Here is a 20261-nt window from a genome sequence, read left to right on the forward strand (position 1 = left end):
CCCGCTCTCCTCTCTTTGATGAAATGTGGCCGACAGCACCAAAAAAAGAAGCCCCGGGAAGTTCACCCGAGGCTTTAATAATATGCCTGCAGATAAATTTCCCAGGGCGTTCATAATTAATTGGGTGGCTTTGCCATCCCTTTTACGCTTCTAGTACAACACTCTAAATTTTATGGTGTTTTCTATCTTTTTCAAGGCTTTAATAACATCCTTGTTGTATTTCTTATCCAAATCTGTAATCACATACCCCAACTCACTATCCGTGGAAAGGTACTGTCCGGAGATATTCATATTGAACCTTGCTAAAACCTCATTAATTTTAGCCATTACCCCCGGTACATTTTTATGGATATGCAAAAAACGATGTGCATTGTTTTGCTTAGGCAGTCTTATATTCGGAAAATTTACAGCATCTACGGTATTTCCAGAGTTTATATAATCCCTTATTTTATTAGGAACAAACTCTGCTATATCCCGTTGCGCCTCTTCGGTACTACCTCCAATATGCGGGGTTAGGATTACGTTATTTAGACCTTTCAACTCAGTATAGAATTCTCCGTTACTCCTAGGCTCCTCTGGAAAAACATCGATAGCCGCGCCAGCAATTTTCCCGCTCTTTAGTGCGGCTGCCAAAGCACTGATATCTATCACAAAACCTCTGGATAGGTTTACCAGAAGGGCACCGTCTTTCATCTGACTTATCTCTTTCTCACCAATAAAATTATGGTTCGCCTTATTATCATCAATATGCAGGGTAACTACATCCGAGACATTCAATAGCTCTTCCAGAGAAGTACATTTTGTAGCGTTCCCCAAGGCCAATTGATCGCCCACGTCATAGTAATAAACGTGCATTCCAAGAGCTTCGGCCAATACGGACAGCTGTTTACCTATATTTCCGTAACCAACTATACCTAGGTTTTTACCCCTTACCTCCTTAGAGTTTGCAGCGGTTTTATTCCATTCTCCATTGTGAATTTCGGTACTACGTGGAAAAATACTTCTCATCAGCATAATAATCTCACCAATGGCAAGCTCTACCACAGACCTGGTATTGCTATAAGGCGCATTAAATACTGCCACCCCTCTTTTCTTGCAGGCTTCAAGATCTATTTGTGTGGTTCCTATACAGAAGGCACCCACTACCATCAATTTATCGGCAGCTTCCAATACCTTCTCCGTTACTTGAGTCTTAGATCTGATTCCAAGAACGTGCACATCCTTTATTTTTTCTATTAACTCCTCCTCCGTTAAACTGTGCGTTAAAAGCTCTACTGAGAAGCCTTCTTCGGATAGGGATTCATACGCGTTGGGATGGATGTTTTCCAACAAAAGGATCTTAATTCTATTTTTTGGGTAGGATATCTTTCTAGGCAATTTATTTACATATAAAAATTCATCTAAATTTGGAGTGATGTAGTCAGCATTCTTCGCTGCTTTCTCCCTGTGTACATTTTCGGTATAAGCGAAAAACTTATCGGCAATACCTGCTTCACGCATTACGTAGTCGCTATACCCATCGCCAATAACCTGCACTTCCCCTTGAAGACCAAGGTTCTTAAGGCATGCAATTTTTCCGTTATGGGAAGCTAATACATTTTCTTCATCAAAGCCAATGATCCTTCCATTTTCATCAAATTTAAAGGTATTGGCATACACCCTATCTGCAGGGATGTTATACTCCTCTACAATAGGATCTATAAACTCCTTAAATCCGCATGAAATAACATAAATATCATCGGAATAGGTTTCAAAAAACTCCTTATTGGATGCTATAGACTTGGATATTTTATGGCGCAACAAATCTACCAATTGCTCCAAATCGTCTTTATGGGCATCCAATAATTTAATGCGTTTCTCCAAGGATTCCGTAAAAGAGATATCTCCATCTATCCCCAAATTGGTGATTTTCTGGATCTCTTCTATAATTTCTTCCTTATCACTTCTACCTTCCAGTGTGATTTCCGCCAAAACATCCAAGGCTTCTACCCTTGTGAGCGTACTATCAAAATCGAACACGTATTTTCTGCTTTCTACTACCATTTAGCCTGAAAAAAAATTAAGGTGTAAAAGTATGAATAATTATCGTCCGACGCTGTAAACTAACCCAAAAACTGAGCTAAGAACTGGTTATTTAAACAAAAATTAAGAAAAATTAAATTTGAAGGTTGAATATTATGAATTCCTTAAAATGTTTTACACACAACCACCTAAAATTGCTTTTATACATGGCTGAATAAAAGACAATTGGCTACATCCAATCTGCCACCCTCAACCACATTGCCTACTCCGAAGATGTTAATTCTCACCCAATAAGCAACAACCTCCTGCAGTTGTTAGCAGGGAATTAAATCTCTGTAGCGATTAGCTACACTAGTTGGTATTAATATAAATAATCCCCGCAATCATAGCCAGGCCAAAACTCATTAAGGTACCTATAAGAATATATTCTGTTAGCTTCCGAGAATTACCTTCCTTAAGATCATTAAACCGAAATACGGATTTTGCTGCAATTAACAACCCAATGGCCTCCCAACGTCCCATTACGATGAATCCAAGCACAAAAAGCCGTTCTATAATACCAATATACTTCCCAGCATTGGGCAGGGATTTATGGTCTAGCGATATCCGATCTGACATCCCTTCCAGAAGCTGTGCCATTATTATGGAGGAGGGACCCCCTACAAATACAATGGCGGTTACCAAAGACCAGTCCACCTCACTTATTAAGAACAAGCTATGCTCCAATAGATTAGCGTGGTAGGCACAGCTATAAAGCACCACTACGTGCAACAACTGGTCTATAAAAAAGGGAATAGAGCGTTGCTTAAACAAGTGAAGCGCATACATCTTACCCAGATCTATAAAATAATGGGTAACAGCAATCACTACTGCCCAAAACCATAGATCTAGATTCCACAGCAAAAGCATGGTAACCCCAAAATGTACCAAAATGTGCAAATACAAATAACCAGATGCCATTTTATGAACCTCCTTATGCACCACCCATCGGGTAGGTTGCAACATAAAATCGCCAATAAGATGTGCCAATAAAAGCTTGGTAAATAATAGCATCCCTATACTTTTTTTGTAATGGTTTCGTAATACTGCAATAGATCTAGTACTAGATCCATTCTTGCGCGTTGAAGGCGCTGACTCACCGCAGATTGCTTGATTCCCAAGCGATCTGCAATCTCTTGTTGTGATTCCGATGGATATTCTAAGGTTATCCGTACAATTTCCGAAGATACCTCGGACCAGTTATCCATAAAATCCAAGGCCAATTTCAACATCAGATTTAGAGACCTATCTTTTTGCTCATCCCCAGTAGCCATGGCCAGGTTCAACTTTTGATCCTTCAAGGTTTCAAACATCCTTCCAGACCGTTGGTGAGCCTCCCCATTAGACTCACTTACGCTTGCAGCAGTATAGGCTTCGCTCCCTATACCTATCCCCATCCTAACATCCAAAGACTTGTTCATCTTAATGATCGCTTTGATATGTATGGCCGTGCGCAAGGCTTTTTGCGGACTGGTCTTTATCTGGAACTCATCTCCCCTATAAATTTCCCAATCCAAGGGGGAATTGCCCAAACTCCCTAAAAAGCTTTTTAAATTGGCCATCCAATCGGAGGAGCTGTCCCTTTGAGAATTAATAATATCTCCAGTAATTATAGCAACCATTATATATTATCTATAAGGCTAATATACAAAAATATAAGTAAAATCGCTTATATAATGAAATATAAGGTGAAAAGCTTATAATAACCTTGCCATCCCCAGTGCATAGGCCTAGTGGCCATCTACGGTTATGGGGAGCTAGACAATATTAAAACCAACGCCTTACCAGTACGCGATATTTTTGAAACTCTTTTGGGAATTTTTTGAAGAGTATCTCCTCTTCCGGTTCAATTTGGAAAGCATTTATATAGTACACAAAACCAGCTGCAAGCAAGGTATTAAAGGCATTTCCCAAGTACAATCCCCAGCCTAATAAAACAAGCAACAAAGCCAAGTACATAGGGTTCCTAGAATACTGATAAATTCCTCCTGTAACCAATGTAGCAGTCTTGGTAGGTGACTTAGGATTTATAGTGGTAGAAGCCCTAATGAATTGAATTATAGACACCACCCCCACAATCAAAGCCACCCCAAAAAGAAAGGCCATTAGGTATTCCCTTCCAAAAAAATCGAAATACCCAACAGGTAAATATTCAGCTAAGACATACATGAACCCTGCAAAGATAATTGTAACAATCACAGGTGGAATTTTTAATTTCATACGGTAAAAAAATAATAGAGCAATAAAATTACTACTTTTGGATGAGCCAAAATAATTTATAAAACTAAGGCCTACAACTATACACTCTTTAAACTAGAATAATGCAATTGGTATTTGCCACTAATAACCGCAACAAACTACAAGAAGTACAAAAATTATTTCCTCCGGAAATAACCTTATTATCCTTGGAAGACATTGGCTGCCATGAAGATATAGCGGAAACCGCTACCACCTTGGAAGGCAATGCCATTATTAAGGCCAATTTTGTCACCGAAAATTACGGATATCCCTGCTTTGCAGATGATACGGGCTTATTGGTAGATGCACTAGACGGTGCACCGGGAGTGCATTCTGCAAGATATGCTGGAGATCAAAAAAACACAGAGGACAACATAGACAAGTTACTAGATCAATTAAAGGGAGTATCTAACCGCTCTGCTCATTTTAAAACCGTAATTGCATTAAACGTTGACCAGAAGCAATACCTTTTCCAAGGCGTTGTTACAGGTACCATAGGAACGGAACGGAAGGGCGACAAGGGGTTTGGATACGACCCCGTATTTATCCCCGAAGGATACCAACAATCCTTTGCACAATTACCCTTAAGCACCAAAAACCAGATTAGCCATAGAGCTAAGGCTACGCAACAACTGCTTGCCTTCTTCAAATAAACAACCCACCAACTATTATGAGTACCACACCAATTGCTAAGATTAAAAATCATAGAATATTTAAAAGAAAAGAGACGGTTGGAGGCATATTAATTATTGTTTTTGCCATCTTATTAGCCATCACAGAGCTCATAAGCAATAACCTACGTGAGCAAATGCTCATCTCTCAAAACCAAGAGGTAAATTACTCTAACTGGTATCAGGCAAAAAGCATTAAACAGAACTTAAAGGAAAACCAACTAGACCTATTACAGGCGCTTTTGCAAGCAGGACTCATTCCTAAAGAGGAACAACAGAACTTTAAAAACGTTATAGCCCATACCAAGTCCATGGTCATAAAATACGATGCAGAAAAAACCGAACTTTTACTAGGTTCCGCTAACATTCCAACCAAGTATTGGGCACAGGATCTAGACGGGAAAATGGGGAAAATAATAGGTGTAAAGGAATGGGGCGAAAAAACCCTTCTCTATGATGGAGCCTCTCAAAAAATGAGTATGGGAAAACTACTTTTCCAAATATCCATCGTGTTATGTGTAGTCTGCGTTATTATAAGGGATAATGAAAGTTTACGGACCAATTTTATAGTCCTATCCTTGTTTTTTGGGTTGATTGGCATCCTATCTGCCAGTTACGGTCTTATGCAGATATTATGGGAAGTTTAAAAATGAATAGGAATAAAATAATAGTTTTTAAAAATTAAGTATTACCTTTGCCGCTTCAATTAACGCCGCTGGTATAGCATGTGTTGTAGTGAGTCTTAATAGGTTATAGAAAATAATCGCTCCGATCAACATACATATTTGCGATTATTTAATAACATATTATGACAAAATTTGAAGCATTAGGGCTAGATCAGTCCCTATTAAATGCTATTTCGGATCTTGGATTTGAGAGTCCGTCCGAAGTACAAGAAAAAGCAATCCCAATCTTATTGGAAAATGAAACCGACTTGGTTGCCCTAGCCCAAACCGGGACGGGAAAGACCGCCGCATTTGGTTTTCCACTAATTCAAAAAATAGACCGCACTAGCAGAACAACCCAAGGGTTGATTCTCTCCCCTACCCGTGAACTATGTTTACAGATTACCAATGAAATGGTACATTATTCCAAGTACGAAAAAGGATTAAATGTAGTTGCCGTTTACGGAGGAGCAAGTATTACGGATCAGGCCCGACAAATAAAGAGAGGCGCTCAGATAATAGTTGCTACCCCAGGTAGAATGAAGGATATGATCAACAGAGGGTTGGTAGACATTTCCAAAATTGACTATTGTGTACTAGATGAGGCCGATGAAATGCTAAACATGGGCTTTTTTGAGGATATTAAGGATATCTTATCCAATACCCCAAAAGAGAAATCAACTTGGTTGTTTTCTGCAACCATGCCCAAAGAGGTTTCCATTATTGCTAAGAAATTTATGCACAGTCCACAAGAAATTACAGTGGGCACTAAAAACTCTGGTACCAATAACGTACAGCACGAGTATTATGTGGTAGGTGGTAGAGACCGCTACCCCGCATTAAAAAGATTGGCAGATACCAATCCAGATATCTTTTCCGTTATTTTCTGTAGAACCAAAAGGGACACCCAAAAAGTAGCCGAGAAACTAATCGAAGATGGTTACAATGCAGGTGCTCTTCACGGAGACCTAAGTCAGAACCAAAGAGACTTGGTGATGAACTCGTTCCGTAAGAGACAAATACAAATGTTGGTTGCAACTGATGTTGCAGCAAGAGGAATTGATGTGGATGATATTACCCACGTTATTAACTATCAGCTTCCCGATGAAATAGAAACCTATACCCACCGAAGTGGACGTACAGGAAGAGCAGGGAAAAACGGAGTTTCCATGGTAATTGTTACCAGGAGCGAAATCCGTAAGATAAAGGCTATAGAAAATAAGATAAAGCAATCCTTCGTCGCTAAAAACATTCCTACGGGCATGGAAATCTGTGAAATTCAGCTTTACCATTTGGCCAACAAAATAAAGGACACCAAAATAAACAAGGACGTAGACAACTACCTACCAGCTATTAATGATGTACTGGAAGGCATAGATCGCGAAGAATTAATCAAAAAAATTGTCTCCGTAGAGTTTACACGTTTCTTTAACTACTACAACAAATCCAAGGATCTAAATGTTACTTCTACCCGCGATAGAGGTGAGAGCAGTAACGGAGCGCCTAGTAATGGAAATGTAAGATACTTTATAAATGTTGGGGAAAAAGATGGCTACGACTGGATGTCTCTAAAAGACTTTATAAGAGATACCGTTAATTTAGGCCAGGATGATATTTTTAAGGTAGATGTAAAAGATAGTTTTTCTTTCTTTAACACAGATGCCGCAGCTACGGAAGAAATCTTAAAAACCTTTACGGACTTTAAGGTAGATGGCCGATTTGTTAATGTGGAAGTTTCCAAAAACCCAGGTGGTGATGGCGGAAGAAGACGCAGTGGCGGTAGAAGTGGCGGAGGCGGTAAGCGGGATTTCCGCTCTAACGACCGCAGTAAAAGAAGAAGAAATGACCGAGGCCCCGGCAAAGGAAACACTTCTAGCAACTCTGGAAGACGCAGGACTCAGAAAAAAAGTGACTTCTATTAGTTAATTGTATACTAAAAAAATACGCTTCGGCGTATTTTTTTAGTTAGTTTACCAAAACTAATTTTGGACTATTTTAAATGAGAACCTTTTTACTTATCCTTCTAACCCTTTTTGTATCTTTTAGTTACTCGCAGGAAACTGATACTAACGATGATCTAAAAAAGCTAAGAGCGGTAGTCATCAATGCCCAAACGGACCAACCAATGGAAAGTGTCCACGTGGTAAACCTAAATCAGGTTGTGGGAACCATCACCAACGAACAAGGTGAGTTTCAAATCCCCGCCCAGGTAAATGACACCCTGTTTTTCACCTTTTTAGGTTTTAAATCACAAAAAGTTCGGGTTACCAATGATATGTTCAGGTTTAAGAATACTGAAATTTCACTCACGGAGCTAGCCTACGCCTTAGAAGAAGTAATAGTAAGACCTTACTCCCTTACCGGCTATTTGGAAATAGACGTTAAAAACTTACCGTTAAACACCGCATTTCAGTATAGTATTTCTGGATTATCGGTAGGATACGAGGCAGGAAGTAAAAATCCAAGTGCGGTTACCAAAGTATTGGGCGCCATACTAAACCCTGCAGATCTCTTGCGGAATCTATTTGGGAAAAAACCCAATCAGATGCGAAAATTACGCCAGATGAAGGAAGACGATAGAATTAGGGATCTCTTGGCTTCCAAATTCGATAGAGAAACCCTCACCGAGTTACTTCAGTTAGAAAAGGTGGATATCGATGATATTCTCAGCAATTGCAACTATTCACAATCCTTTATCACTACTGCCAATGATCTTCAAATTTTAGACGCCATCAGCAGTTGTTATGAGGAGTTTAAGGTGCTAAATAGAAAGCGATAAGAGTTGCCACAAACAACGGTATCTTAACTTTAACGGAGGCTATACGCATTGTTTCCCCCTTACTGCTGTAGCACTAAACCCAATTTAGTGGTTTTCCCATAGGAGCTTATCGCCACCTGAAATATTAGACAGCCTCTATAGCGCTCTACTACCGCTAATTAGCAAAGCTAAAACAGCTAGACCCCTATAAAAAAGGCAGGTTTTTACCCGCCCTTAGCCTTCATTTAATCCAGTTTTTAAACTGATTGATTCTGGAAGTTATTTTTCCATTACTTCCTTCAAGTTTCTCAGACCTTCTTCAAAATCTTTTCCAATCATTTTATCCATACTCATAAAAAGCATCATAATAGACATGGGGAATTTATTATTTCCTTTAAAACCCCAAACAACCTCTGTCTGGTCTGCACTTTTATCAGCAACGGCAATGTAAGAAGCAGATGTAGATTTAAAGGGCTTTAAGAACCGAAGCTCGCCTTCTACTCGCTCACCTTCTACTATCCTTGTAATTTCTTGCTCCCCTTCCCCTACTTCTTTATTCCCATTCCAGTAGCTCACAGCACCTACTTCTCCATCTGTACCAGTAAACTTTTTTTCCATATTGGGATCTCTTCTTTCCCAAGGCGACCATTCTTGTTGCTTTTTAAGGTATTTTATATATTCAAAAACTTCCTTTTTGGGTTTATTGATTAAAATAGACCTGGATACGTCATAGGTTTTTGGAGCTAGAATGGCTAAAATGGCAATCAACACAATGATTCCCAATACGATATAAATAAATATTGACATGAATAATGGTTTAATGGTTCTATCAAATATACCAATTTTAACGATTGGTTTCGTAATAGCGTTTTAGAACGTCCTCTATGCTTCGAACCGACTTCTTCGTCCAATCTAGCCGTTTCTCTAACTTTTCCTCCTCGGTAAGCTGCCATTTTATATCGGATTTCTTTAAAAGCGTGGTAAGTTGGTGCATTATAATGGCTGCAGACACAGAAATATTGAGACTTTCGGTAAAGCCAACCATGGGTATGGTAAGGTAGGCATCTGCACTTTCCATAACCTCTTCACTTAGCCCGTCTCGTTCGGTGCCAAAAAACAAGGCCGTTTTCCCTTCAAACTCAAAGTCGGGCAACAACACCCCATTCTCATGGGGGGTAGTGGCTACAATACGATAGCCCTGCTGTTTAAGAGCAGTAATACAGTCTGTAGTATTATTGTATCTTTTGGCATCTACCCATTGCTGCGCGCCCATAGAAATACTTTTGTCCAGTCTTTTCCCAAACTTACTTTCAATGAGGTGGGCTTCCTGAACCCCAAAAATGTCACAACTTCTGATAACAGCACTCATATTGTGCATCTGGTACACATCCTCTGCAGCAACTGTAAGGTACTTGGTACGTTCTTCCAATATATCCAAAAATCGCTGTTTCCTCTTTGGTGTAATAAACCCCTCTAAATACGCTAGCAATTGGCTGTCGCTCATACCCTACTTATTGATGTTACAGAAAAAACTTAATTTTACAAATATAGATTGTTTTACATGAAAAATATAGTTGTTTTATCAGGCGCCGGCATCAGTGCAGAAAGCGGCATCAAAACTTTCAGGGATGAAGACGGGTTATGGGAAGGTCATGATGTAATGGAGGTTGCCACACCTCAAGGGTTTGCAAGAAATCCTGAGTTGGTGCTCAACTTTTATAACCAGCGTAGGAGACAGTTACTAGAAGTAAGCCCCAATAAAGCGCATCTTTCCTTGGCAAAATTAGAGTCGTCCTACTACGTACAGATCATCACCCAAAATGTAGACGACCTACATGAACGGGCTGGGAGCTCACAAGTGATACATTTACACGGAGAACTACTAAAGGCAAGAAGTAGCCAAAATCCAGCGCATATCATAGATTGGGAAACCGATTTAAATTTGGGCGACCTTTGTCCGGCTGGCACTCAGTTACGCCCCCATATAGTATGGTTTGGCGAAGCTGTTCCTATGTTAGAGCAGGCTGCAGACATCACGGCACAAGCAGATAAATTGGTGATTATTGGCACTTCCATGCAGGTATACCCAGCAGCTAGCCTAGTGCACTACGCACCCAATAACATTCCTATCTACTTTATAGACCCCAAACCCAATATCAGGGAAGCAGACTTTAACAACCTTACCATATTGCCCCATAGCGCTACCAAAGGCATGGAATTGCTTAAGGAACAACTGTTAAACAAGTAGCGCTATAACGCACCTAGGATAAAAACAAGCATATTGTGGAGGTTCAAGAATTACGCATAGCATTAGAGAGGGTAGATCATTCCAAACGAAAAAGAATGGAAATGGCCACCACCCTTATTAATCATCCCACAAATATGGAAGCCCTTATGGAGATCGCTTTTCAGGTAAACCATCCGCTCTCCTGCAAGGCCAGTTGGGTGATGGAATATGTTGCTAAACAACGCTTAGACCTGCTACTCCCTTATATGGACAGGTTTATAAACAATTGCCCTGCGGTATACCATGAGTCGGCCTTAAGGCCCATCGCAAAAATTTGTGAATACCTCACTGAGTCATATTTTATAGCAAAAGACCCCGACACCCGGAAAGCTTTAACGGAAGCACATCTTTCGCAAATAACCACTAACTGTTTTGATTGGTTAATAGCGGAACATAAAGTTGCTACTAAAGCGTATGCAATGAGCTGCCTCCTATTATTGGGCCAAAAACACCCATGGATATGGCCAGAATTAAGATTGGTATTGGAACAAAACTATGCTCAAGGGAGTGCCGCATATAAAGCAAGGGCAAGAAAAATATTGGCTAAGATCCCGGTAGCAGATTCCCAGTAATATCCTTTGTTCCAAACCTCAACATTATTAAATGAACGCTTTTATACTCTTTAACTTATAGCTATCTTTGCGCTTTTCATAAAAACATCCAATTTCTTATAAAATGTCATTAAATAATTTAAACGCCATTTCGCCTATAGATGGCAGATATCGCAGCAGGACTGCATCCTTGGCACCCTATTTTTCGGAAGAAGCTCTTATAAAGTATAGGGTTCTGGTTGAAATTGAATATTTTATCGCGCTTTGCGAAATTCCTTTGCCGCAATTGTCGGACTTTGACACTTCCAAGTTCACGGCACTGCGGGAAATTTACAGCAACTTTACTACTGAAGATGCTACCGACATTAAAGAAATAGAAAAGGTTACCAACCACGATGTAAAAGCTGTTGAGTATTTTATTAAGAAGAAATTTGACGCCCTAGGCCTTCAGTCCTATAAAGAGTTTATCCATTTTGGACTCACCTCTCAGGATATTAATAATACCGCCATTCCTCTCTCCATTAAGGAAGCGATGGATCAGGTTTATATTCCCCATTATTTGGAGGTTTTGAACAAAATAGAGGAATTGGCCAAGGAATGGGAAGCAGTCCCCATGTTAGCAAGGACTCACGGACAGCCTGCATCCCCTACCCGTTTAGGCAAGGAAATGGATGTTTTTGCAGTTCGATTAAAAGAACAGTTTCGTTTATTGGAAGAGCTACCCCATGCAGCCAAATTTGGGGGTGCCACAGGAAACTTTAATGCGCACAAAGTTGCGTACCCCTCCATTGATTGGAAAGCCTTTGGACAACAATTTGTACAGGAAAAACTGGGATTACACCATTCCTTTCCCACTACACAAATTGAGCATTACGACCATATGGCAGGCTTGTTCGATTGCCTAAAACGCATCAACACCATTATCATTGATTTAGATAGGGATTTCTGGACCTACGTTTCCATGGATTATTTTAAGCAAAAAATAAAAGCTGGGGAAGTAGGATCATCGGCTATGCCACACAAGGTAAATCCGATCGACTTTGAGAACTCTGAAGGGAATTTGGGGATCGCCAATGCTATTTTTGAGCATTTATCGGCAAAATTACCTATATCCAGACTGCAGCGAGACCTTACGGACAGCACCGTTTTGAGAAATGTAGGCGTACCTTTTGGACACACCCTTATTGCTTTCCAAGCAACGCTAAAAGGAATGAACAAACTACTCCTAAACGCAGAACAGTTTGATAAGGACTTGGAGAATAACTGGGCGGTTGTTGCAGAGGCCATACAGACCATCCTTAGGCGTGAAGCGTATCCAGATCCGTACGAAGCCCTAAAAGGACTTACCAGGACCAATGAAAAAATCACCCAAGAATCTATTGCAAATTTCATAGACACCTTGGAGGTGAACGATACCATAAAAGAGGAGCTAAAACAAATCACTCCCCAAAATTATACCGGTATCTAGACAACAGAACAAACCATTTACACTTGCAGAATGCGTGATTCTGATTTAGCTTAATCATTTCGCTGCACTGTAAAACAACGGTTTTAATAGCAACTAAAAAACCCTGCTTAGGAAAATACCAAAGCAGGGTTTTTCTTTTAGTTGCTCCCAAGTTTTTTTTAAACGCCTTTTAAAAATTTACCCACTTGTTCCAGTCCTTCTCCCTGGTAGTCCGATTTCTCTAAAGCTTGAATAAACTGGATCATCATTGCCGGATTCATATTTTTCCCCAATACACGCACCAACACAAATCCCTTATCTTTACTGTCACCATAAATAACCACCTCATCTATGGCATCATCTTCACCTAAATAGTTGACCGTAGCTTTTCCATAGCTGGTATTCATCTTCATTAGTTCTGTGAACTTGCCATTTTTTAAAATTTCCCGTACATGGGCCCGCTCCTTTTGAAACTCGGCATCATTGGCGGCCGACTTTTTAAAGGCCAGAATATTAAGTTTTCGCAAGGAGGCTACGGCCGCTTGTTGCTCTTCAGTTAAATTGGCCTTGTCCAAATTTAGTAGACTTACAGGAAGATCTATCGCCATGAAATTGGGGTTTTCAGCATTATCTACGTAGTACTCCTGAAGGCTTTGGGAAGTAGCACAGGCTAGGAATACCATTAAAAGTAGGGCACTTCCCCTTGTTAAAACCTTTTTCATTTTTGTCTTTTTAAGTTAAATTCTATGAATCCATACTAGGCACAGGATAGGGATAACCATAACGAGATGGTCTCCTACCCTGTACTTTTTCTTTTATCTGTTTTTCCCAGCTTTGTTCAGCTCATTGGGCAGGTTCATTTTTTTGGTGAGCGAGCCAATCTTGTTTAGGTCTATATCCCCGGTAAGCGACAGCAATACCGTTTCTATCTTCCTATCATTGATCTCCATGTCCACATTTTTTATACCGGTCACAAACATCAGGAGTTCGCTAACATGGTCTTCATCCCTTCCGCTTTTTATATAAAACCTTACGTTGGCATCCTTGTCCTTTACCCGCATCAATTCTTGTAGCGATGCAGACTTTAGATACTTCTTCATAGTGGCTTCCATATCGGCAGAGACCGTCTTGTCCTCGGTAATGAACACCCTTAAATTCTTTAAGTTTTGGGCTATATCCATAAAATCCTGTGCCTCTTGGTCATCTACCTCCACATTGATCTTACTAAGCAGCCTAAACATACTTTCGTTTACCACTACGGCACTTACCTTGTCCACATCCTCGTATTTATCAAATATGGATTGGGAATGACCTACTAATGGAAGTACTGCCAATAATGCGATTATAATATGCTTTCTCATTTTTATCATTTTTATTTTTCGTTATAAATCTTTTCTTTTGTTGCCTCAAATTCCTTTAAGTAAGCCACCTTTTCTGTACCTCTTTCAAAGTTGGCAGCCACCAAACTAAGCGCCTTTTTGGTTTGCTGATACGCGTACTCAGCTTTTCGCTGTTCTTGCTGCTTACTGTACGCATTACCAAAATATATACCAAAGATTAAAACTACGACCGCCGCTACGGAAGCCCATTCCAAATACTTTTTTCTAGGTTTTAATGGGACCTGCTTGGTGTACCGCTCTTCTTTGGCTTCGGAAAAATACTGGAACATAGGTGCATATGGTTTTAGATGCACGGGAATGTTCCCACTTGCAAAGAAATCCCGTAGGGTTTCTTCTTCGGCCACCGTAGTGGTAGCCTCAAAATATCTCTCCAATAACTTTTCTATTCTATCCAATTCCATAATTGTGTTTTTGTACCAATTTCTCCCTAACTGTTTTCCTTGCCCTGGACAAAGCCACCCTAATTGCGGTAGGCTTCATATCCAATAAGAGGGCAATTTCGTCGAACTCATATTGTTCCACATCCCGCAATTGAAGCACTAATTTCTGCTGTTCGGGTAATTCCTCCATAATTTTTTCTACCCAGCTAAGACTGTCGCTAACCTCTACCTCCTCTTGCAGAGACGTCCTATTGTCCTCGTAATTGCTATGTACCAGTTTTAAGTTTCCAGCTTGTTTAGACTTTAAACGGTCCAAACAAAAATTCTTTGTCATCGTCATAGCATAGGCCTCCACATTGGTGTAATTGCCCATGGTCTTATTTTTAGTCCATAGCTTCAATAAAATTTCTTGTGTGGCATCTTCCGCTTCCTCCCTAGATACCAATATTCGTTTGGCAAGCCTAAATAGCTTATCCTTAAAAGGAAGCACCACATTTAAAAATTCAGTTTGCTGCATTAGGTTAGGTTGTTTTGTAATCCTCACGATTAGGCTTACAATGGGAAGACGACATACATCGACTTTTGTTACATTTTATTTTTAAATAAAACCAATGTTCGTAATTTACGCTCTTGATAAACCAAATCTGTCTTTTTTCCGTAGATATATAAAATTATTCCCAATCCAGGTATTTTTTTTAATGGAATGATTTTTGTTTACATGAATTTAGTAGAATTTTAATCTTTACCATGAAAAAATATCTAAGCGTAGTAGTACTCGGAATAAGCTTACTTTTTATCCAATGTTCAAAAGATGATGAAGTAGTACCTGTTCAAGAAGATCCCATAATAGATACAGAAGCCAAAGACACTGTAGATGTAACGGTTCAAAACTTTATGTGGCAGACCATGAACCTCTATTATTTTTGGCAGAGCGATGTTCCCAACCTAGGGGACGACCGATTTAAGACAGAAGCCGCATACCTGGAATTTCTTAAATCTGAACAGGATCCAGGGAAATTCTTTGATGAAAAATTACTTTTTTCAGAGGATCGCTTTAGTTTTTTCTCCGAGGACTATAAAGAACTTACCAAAGCCTTTTCGGGCGTATCCAAAAGTAATGGTCTGGAATTTGGACTTAGTTTATTTGCCGATAGTGACGATGTTTTTGGCTATGTGCGATACGTAGTCCCCAATTCTAACGCTGCAGGAAAAGATATTAAGCGAGGGGATTTTTTTACAGGCGTAAATGGCACTCCCCTAAACTTGAATAATTATGTGGAATTGCTTTTTGGGGAGAATGACACCTATACCTTAGATATGGCAGAAATCTCTAACAACGTTATTACCAATACTGGGCGGGAAGTTACTCTTACCAAAGAAGCAGACTTAACGGAAAACCCCGTTCACATCGCCAAAGTCTTGGAAGTGAATGGCCAAAAAATAGGCTATTTAATGTACAATAGTTTCACCAATGAGTTTGATGAGGATTTAAATGATGCTTTTGGCACCTTTAAAACTGCCGGGGTAACAAATTTAGTTTTGGATCTAAGGTATAACCCAGGGGGCTCCGTAAACTCCTCGGTACTTTTATCTAGTATGATCTATGGCCCCTATACAGACAAGGTATTTCTTAAAGCTAGATACAACCAGAAATTGCAGTCGGAATTTGAAGAGTCTAGCCTAACTACCTATTTTGCCGATAAGACCTCTATGAATAGCCCCCTCAACACCCTAGGTCTTAACAAGGTTTATGTCCTAGCTACCGGAAGTACAGCCTCTGCCAGTGAGTTGGTGATTAATGGCTTGGATCCTTATATCGATGTAGTCCATATTGGAACTACCACCACCGGAAAAAATGAATTTTCCGTCACCTTTGTTGATGACCTAGAAAATGGCAACGTTTACGACCCCACTAGAGAAAATCAAATAAATCCTGAAAATTCGTGGGCAATTCAGCCTCTTATCGGTAGAAATGAAAATTCAGCCGGATTTTCGGACTATACTGCAGGACTTGCGCCAGACATCGATTTAAGGGAAGACCTGTCTAACTTAGGCGTTTTGGGAGACTTGGAAGAGCCTCTATTGAAAAAAGCTATTTCGGAAATTACAGGAATATCCGCTAAAATGGATTTCACCGTACAATTACCGGTTCAACTGGTTACCAGCTCCAAAATGTTTACCAAGACTAAGGACAATATGTATATGGATATAAAAAATCCTTTACCATTAATCAAACAATAGCATAAAATTAAAGGTAGTGCTAACAGTTTTTTTATTTAAATTGAACTTTGAGAAATTACATCACATTCAATTCTTTACTATGAAAAAATTTTTAGCGCTGCTAATACTACCCCTAATACTTTCTTGTACCGACTTAGATGACCATGCCTTTATCTACCCCAAGGATGTGGAAGTACAGCACTTTATGTGGCAGGGATTAAACCAATGGTATTTTTGGCAAGCCGATGCCCCCAATCTAGGAGATACTAGGTTTAGCTCCAATGAGAAGTACATTGACTATTTAGAGGAATACAGGGATCCTGCCGAGTTTTTCTACAAAACCTGCTATAAGCATCGGAATGTAGTAGGTGTTGAAAATGCAGTAGACCGATTTAGTTTTACAGGAGATGATTACCGAGTATTGGTAAACTCATTGCAGGGAATTACCAAAAGCAACGGGATGGAATTTGGATTGGCACGTTTCCAAGGAAGTACGGATCTTTTTGGATATGTGCGCTACATCATTCCCAACTCCAATGCCGCCTCCAAACCTATTTCCCGAGGAGAAATATTTACTAGGGTAGATGGCATAAAACTCACGGATGCAAATTACAGGGAGCTGCTGTTTGGAAATAAGGATACCTATACCCTGGGAATGGCCGATATTAATGACAAAGTACTTACAGAGAATGGCAAGGAAGTAATGCTCACCAAAGAGGAAGGCCTGGAAGAAAACCCCATCTTAGTTGCCAAAACTGTGGAAGTAAGCGGTACCAAAATTGCCTACCTTATGTACAACGGTTTTACCAGGGGATATAACGAGGAGCTAAACAACGCATTTGAAACGTTTAAGATGGAGGGAGCTACGGAGCTGGTGGTAGACCTTCGCTACAACCCCGGGGGATCGGTAAATAGCTCTAGACTGTTAGCCAGCATGATCTACGGCACCCATACCAACGAGCTCTATATTAGACAGCGATGGAACGATAAATTGCAATCCACTTTCAGTAAGGAACAGTTGGAAGATTATTTTGCTGCTAAAACCGATAAAGGGACTCCTATTAACACCTTAAACCTCAGCAAAGTATACATACTAGCTACTGGAAGCTCTGCCAGTGCCAGTGAACTGGTTATGAACGGACTTGCCCCTTATATAGATGTAATACATATAGGAGAAAAAACTAGGGGGAAGAATGAGTTTTCCATAACCATGGTAGACGATAGGGATAACGATTATATTTACAGTGGCAGTAGGGAAGATAAGATTAACCCTAACAACTCATGGGCCATGCAGCCTCTTATGGGGCGCAATGAGAATGCGGATGGATTCTCTGATTATACAGACGGATTAGCCCCAACTATTGAACTGAGCGAAGATGTTTCTGATATGGGGGAGCTGGGAGACCCCAATGAACCCTTATTTGCCAGGGCTATCCAAGAAATAACGGGTGCTACTGCTAAAAGGGATTTCACCGTAGTTTCACCAGTAGAAGAGGTATCTAACTCCAAACTATTTAGCCCCCTTAAAGACCATATGTATTTGGATAAGATAGAACACCTGCCACTACCACAATATTAATTGAAAGATGAAGGGCCCGATATTTCTGTATATCGGGCCCTTTTTTCTTATGCCTAAGTATGGTAATTGGGTATAATAAATAATACCTACCTCCTCTTACCTTCCGGAAGACTATAAGTTGATAGTAAGTCCTACTCTTAAATTTCTTCCTTTGGTTGTAAATCCTAATAGCTCCGTATACTCCTCATTTAGAAGATTACTTGCATTCAGGAAAAAGGTGAGTTTATTTTCTATTACTTGGTGCGAAATGTAAAAATCCAATAACCCATAGGTCTCCAATTCCACATCTGTAAAGGGGAAGGATCCAAAATCGGTATCGGTACGTGTTCCAGTTAAGGCGTAACTAACGTTAGCATGGGTACGCTGAGAAAAATCGTAACCTACATATGCATTCGCTTTTTGTTTAGGAAGTCTGATGGCATTATCGCCTTCTCTTTCCGTAAAGGTATAGTTAGCGCCAAGATTTAATTGAGTCATGGGAGTCCAACTAAGCTCTAACTCTACTCCTTTGGCATCGATGGTATTTTCAGCATTTAAATAACCAGTACTGCCATAATAAACGAAGTTCTTTTCTTTTCTATTAAAATAAAGCGCGCTGAATCTAAGGTCTTTGTCAACGGCATATTCAAATCCACCTTCAATAGTCCTATTCTCCTCTGGCTCCAACTCTGGATTGGCCCCAAAATTTCCGAATAATTGGTTTAAACTAGGGGTGATATAAGAGGTAGCATAAGACCCCATTAGCTTCACATAACCATTGGCATTATGAAAAGTAAAGGATGGGTTTACATTATAAACAAAGTGCGACCCATACTCGGAATGATTATTGGCACGTACCCCTGTGTTTAGGTTAAGCCCAAAACTGGATACATAAACCAGGTTAAGGTAGGGATCTATAATATCAAAATCCTGAACCGCCGCATATTTGGTCTCATCATGGATATAATTAAGACCTAAGATGGTATAGAGCTTATCGTTAAAACTGTATTTATTATACAAATCTACTACCGTATTCTTGCCGTTATAGATCGTGGGAAAGCCATCCTTAATATCTGAATCGTACTCACTGTAGCCCGAGTTAAGCACCAAGGATCCGTTATTGTACTTATATTCTGCCGATAATCCTGCTCTTTTCTGCTCACTTATATATTCGTAGGGAGCATCGAACATACCAAAGGCCTCATCATACTCTCCCCTGGTCTTGGTATGATTCCCAAAAACTCCTACATTAAATCTGTCTGAAAATGCATATCCCAATTTCACATTCGTACTATAGCTAGAAAAAATATCTTCCTCATTCTCGGGAGTGACCAATGCAGATAAGCCTTCGGAATAGCGATTGGAGAATCCAACATTATAGCTAAACTTATCCAAGGTACCGTTTATAGCGGCACTGTTGGCAAAATCACCTATATTATAATTTTGATCCTTTGCGGTTTGATTGGTACCAACGCTGGATTGAAAATTTCCGGCTATTTTATTTTCTGATGACTTTTTAGTCGTGATATTTATCACTGCAGTAGCCGCATTGGTACCGTAAAGGGTACTCGCTGCTCCTTTAATGATTTCTATAGATTCTATATTGGCCGTAGAAAGCATTCTTAAATCATATTCCTGATTTACAGACGATGGGTCCGATACTCGTACTCCGTCTACCAATACCAATACCTGTCTACCTCTACCCCCACGGGCATAAACACCTAAAACCGTACCTTCCCTCCCATTGCTACCTGCTATGGCAAAACCGCTTTTAGAATTAATAATTTCGGCAACTGTTTTACCCTGACTTCTTTTTATTTCTTCTGCGGTAATCTTAACCACAGTTTTCCCGGAGTTCTCCCTTTTAAGTTCAAAACGGGAGTCGCTCACTACCACTTCGTCCAGATGCTGGATATCCGCTTCTTTTTCTTGTGCAACTACATTTGTGCAAGCCACTATTGCGGCAAGCATACCAATACATTTTTTGTTCATTTTCCTTTAATTCAATAAATGGGAGTGTGGAAT

Annotated in this window: 20 protein-coding genes; 9 read left to right on the forward strand and 11 right to left on the reverse strand. The window is 39.9% G+C overall.

Features of this window, described 5'->3' with window-relative positions; translation table 11 throughout:
- Nucleotides 1–150: 150 nt before the first annotated feature.
- The 4 genes from serA to BV214_RS12080 all read right to left on the reverse strand — a co-directional run bounded on the left by serA (nt 151) and on the right by BV214_RS12080 (nt 4260).
- Entirely contained in the window at nt 151–2043 is a 1893-nt protein-coding gene (serA, locus tag BV214_RS12065; RefSeq protein ID WP_086477764.1) for a phosphoglycerate dehydrogenase, read from the reverse strand.
- A gap of 330 nt (nt 2044–2373) precedes the next feature.
- Nucleotides 2374–3075: a DUF3307 domain-containing protein gene (locus tag BV214_RS12070; RefSeq protein ID WP_086477765.1), complete on the reverse strand. Its 702-nt coding sequence runs from the start codon at nt 3073–3075 to the stop codon at nt 2374–2376.
- A gap of 2 nt (nt 3076–3077) precedes the next feature.
- Entirely contained in the window at nt 3078–3683 is a 606-nt protein-coding gene (locus BV214_RS12075; RefSeq protein ID WP_086477766.1) for a SatD family protein, read from the reverse strand.
- 145 nt (nt 3684–3828) lie between these two features.
- Nucleotides 3829–4260 (reverse strand): methyltransferase family protein, encoded by a 432-nt coding sequence (locus BV214_RS12080; protein ID WP_317045183.1) that lies wholly within the window; start codon nt 4258–4260, stop codon nt 3829–3831.
- Between the two features lie 122 nt (nt 4261–4382).
- Here BV214_RS12080 and BV214_RS12085 point away from each other — a divergent pair, with 122 nt between their 5' ends.
- The 4 genes from BV214_RS12085 (at nt 4383) to BV214_RS12100 (ending at nt 8414) form a co-directional block, all read left to right on the forward strand.
- Nucleotides 4383–4952, forward strand: a complete 570-nt coding sequence (locus BV214_RS12085; RefSeq protein WP_086477768.1) for a non-canonical purine NTP diphosphatase — start codon at nt 4383–4385, stop codon at nt 4950–4952.
- 17 nt (nt 4953–4969) lie between these two features.
- A complete protein-coding gene (locus BV214_RS12090; RefSeq protein WP_086477769.1) occupies nt 4970–5617 on the forward strand; it encodes a DUF4337 family protein in 648 nt (215 codons plus the stop codon).
- Between the two features lie 161 nt (nt 5618–5778).
- On the forward strand, nt 5779–7557 hold the full coding sequence (locus BV214_RS12095) for a DEAD/DEAH box helicase (protein ID WP_086477770.1): 1779 nt from the start codon (nt 5779–5781) through the stop codon (nt 7555–7557).
- A 77-nt stretch (nt 7558–7634) separates the two neighbouring features.
- Nucleotides 7635–8414, forward strand: a complete 780-nt coding sequence (locus BV214_RS12100) for a carboxypeptidase-like regulatory domain-containing protein (protein WP_086477771.1) — start codon at nt 7635–7637, stop codon at nt 8412–8414.
- A gap of 258 nt (nt 8415–8672) precedes the next feature.
- Here BV214_RS12100 and BV214_RS12105 read toward each other — a convergent pair whose 3' ends face one another.
- Together BV214_RS12105 and BV214_RS12110 are read right to left on the reverse strand one after the other, a co-directional pair.
- Nucleotides 8673–9200 (reverse strand): SRPBCC family protein, encoded by a 528-nt coding sequence (locus BV214_RS12105; RefSeq protein ID WP_086477772.1) that lies wholly within the window; start codon nt 9198–9200, stop codon nt 8673–8675.
- A 37-nt stretch (nt 9201–9237) separates the two neighbouring features.
- Nucleotides 9238–9897, reverse strand: a complete 660-nt coding sequence (locus BV214_RS12110; protein WP_086477773.1) for a TrmH family RNA methyltransferase — start codon at nt 9895–9897, stop codon at nt 9238–9240.
- Nucleotides 9898–9954: 57 nt separating this feature from the next.
- On the opposite strand from BV214_RS12110, the gene BV214_RS12115 reads away from it, so the two are divergent.
- From BV214_RS12115 to purB, 3 genes are all read left to right on the forward strand, one after another.
- The gene (locus BV214_RS12115; RefSeq protein ID WP_086477774.1) at nt 9955–10641 is read left to right on the forward strand and encodes an SIR2 family NAD-dependent protein deacylase; all 687 of its coding nucleotides are present in this window, start codon (nt 9955–9957) and stop codon (nt 10639–10641) included.
- Nucleotides 10642–10676: 35 nt separating this feature from the next.
- Nucleotides 10677–11252, forward strand: coding sequence for an adenylosuccinate lyase (locus BV214_RS12120; RefSeq protein ID WP_176328509.1), 576 nt, complete (start codon nt 10677–10679; stop codon nt 11250–11252).
- Between the two features lie 103 nt (nt 11253–11355).
- A complete protein-coding gene (gene purB, locus BV214_RS12125; RefSeq protein WP_086477776.1) occupies nt 11356–12699 on the forward strand; it encodes an adenylosuccinate lyase in 1344 nt (447 codons plus the stop codon).
- Nucleotides 12700–12857: 158 nt separating this feature from the next.
- On the opposite strand, the gene BV214_RS12130 is transcribed toward purB, so the two are convergent.
- The 4 genes from BV214_RS12130 to BV214_RS12145 all read right to left on the reverse strand — a co-directional run bounded on the left by BV214_RS12130 (nt 12858) and on the right by BV214_RS12145 (nt 14975).
- On the reverse strand, nt 12858–13400 hold the full coding sequence (locus tag BV214_RS12130; protein ID WP_086477777.1) for a DUF4252 domain-containing protein: 543 nt from the start codon (nt 13398–13400) through the stop codon (nt 12858–12860).
- 93 nt (nt 13401–13493) lie between these two features.
- On the reverse strand, nt 13494–14039 hold the full coding sequence (locus tag BV214_RS12135) for a DUF4252 domain-containing protein (RefSeq protein ID WP_086477810.1): 546 nt from the start codon (nt 14037–14039) through the stop codon (nt 13494–13496).
- Nucleotides 14040–14050: 11 nt separating this feature from the next.
- Nucleotides 14051–14479: a hypothetical protein gene (locus BV214_RS12140; protein ID WP_086477778.1), complete on the reverse strand. Its 429-nt coding sequence runs from the start codon at nt 14477–14479 to the stop codon at nt 14051–14053.
- A complete protein-coding gene (locus tag BV214_RS12145) occupies nt 14466–14975 on the reverse strand; it encodes an RNA polymerase sigma factor (RefSeq protein WP_086477779.1) in 510 nt (169 codons plus the stop codon). Before BV214_RS12145 ends, BV214_RS12140 begins: the two co-directional genes overlap by 14 nt.
- 230 nt (nt 14976–15205) lie before the next feature.
- Here BV214_RS12145 and BV214_RS12150 point away from each other — a divergent pair, with 230 nt between their 5' ends.
- Together BV214_RS12150 and BV214_RS12155 are read left to right on the forward strand one after the other, a co-directional pair.
- Nucleotides 15206–16699 (forward strand): S41 family peptidase, encoded by a 1494-nt coding sequence (locus BV214_RS12150; protein ID WP_086477780.1) that lies wholly within the window; start codon nt 15206–15208, stop codon nt 16697–16699.
- A gap of 79 nt (nt 16700–16778) precedes the next feature.
- Nucleotides 16779–18257, forward strand: coding sequence for a S41 family peptidase (locus tag BV214_RS12155; RefSeq protein WP_086477781.1), 1479 nt, complete (start codon nt 16779–16781; stop codon nt 18255–18257).
- 111 nt (nt 18258–18368) lie between these two features.
- On the opposite strand, the gene BV214_RS12160 is transcribed toward BV214_RS12155, so the two are convergent.
- A complete protein-coding gene (locus BV214_RS12160) occupies nt 18369–20228 on the reverse strand; it encodes a TonB-dependent receptor plug domain-containing protein (protein WP_086477782.1) in 1860 nt (619 codons plus the stop codon).
- Nucleotides 20229–20261 lie beyond the last annotated feature (33 nt).

Source organism: Arenibacter amylolyticus (assembly GCF_002150785.1).
GTDB lineage: Bacteria > Bacteroidota > Bacteroidia > Flavobacteriales > Flavobacteriaceae > Arenibacter > Arenibacter amylolyticus.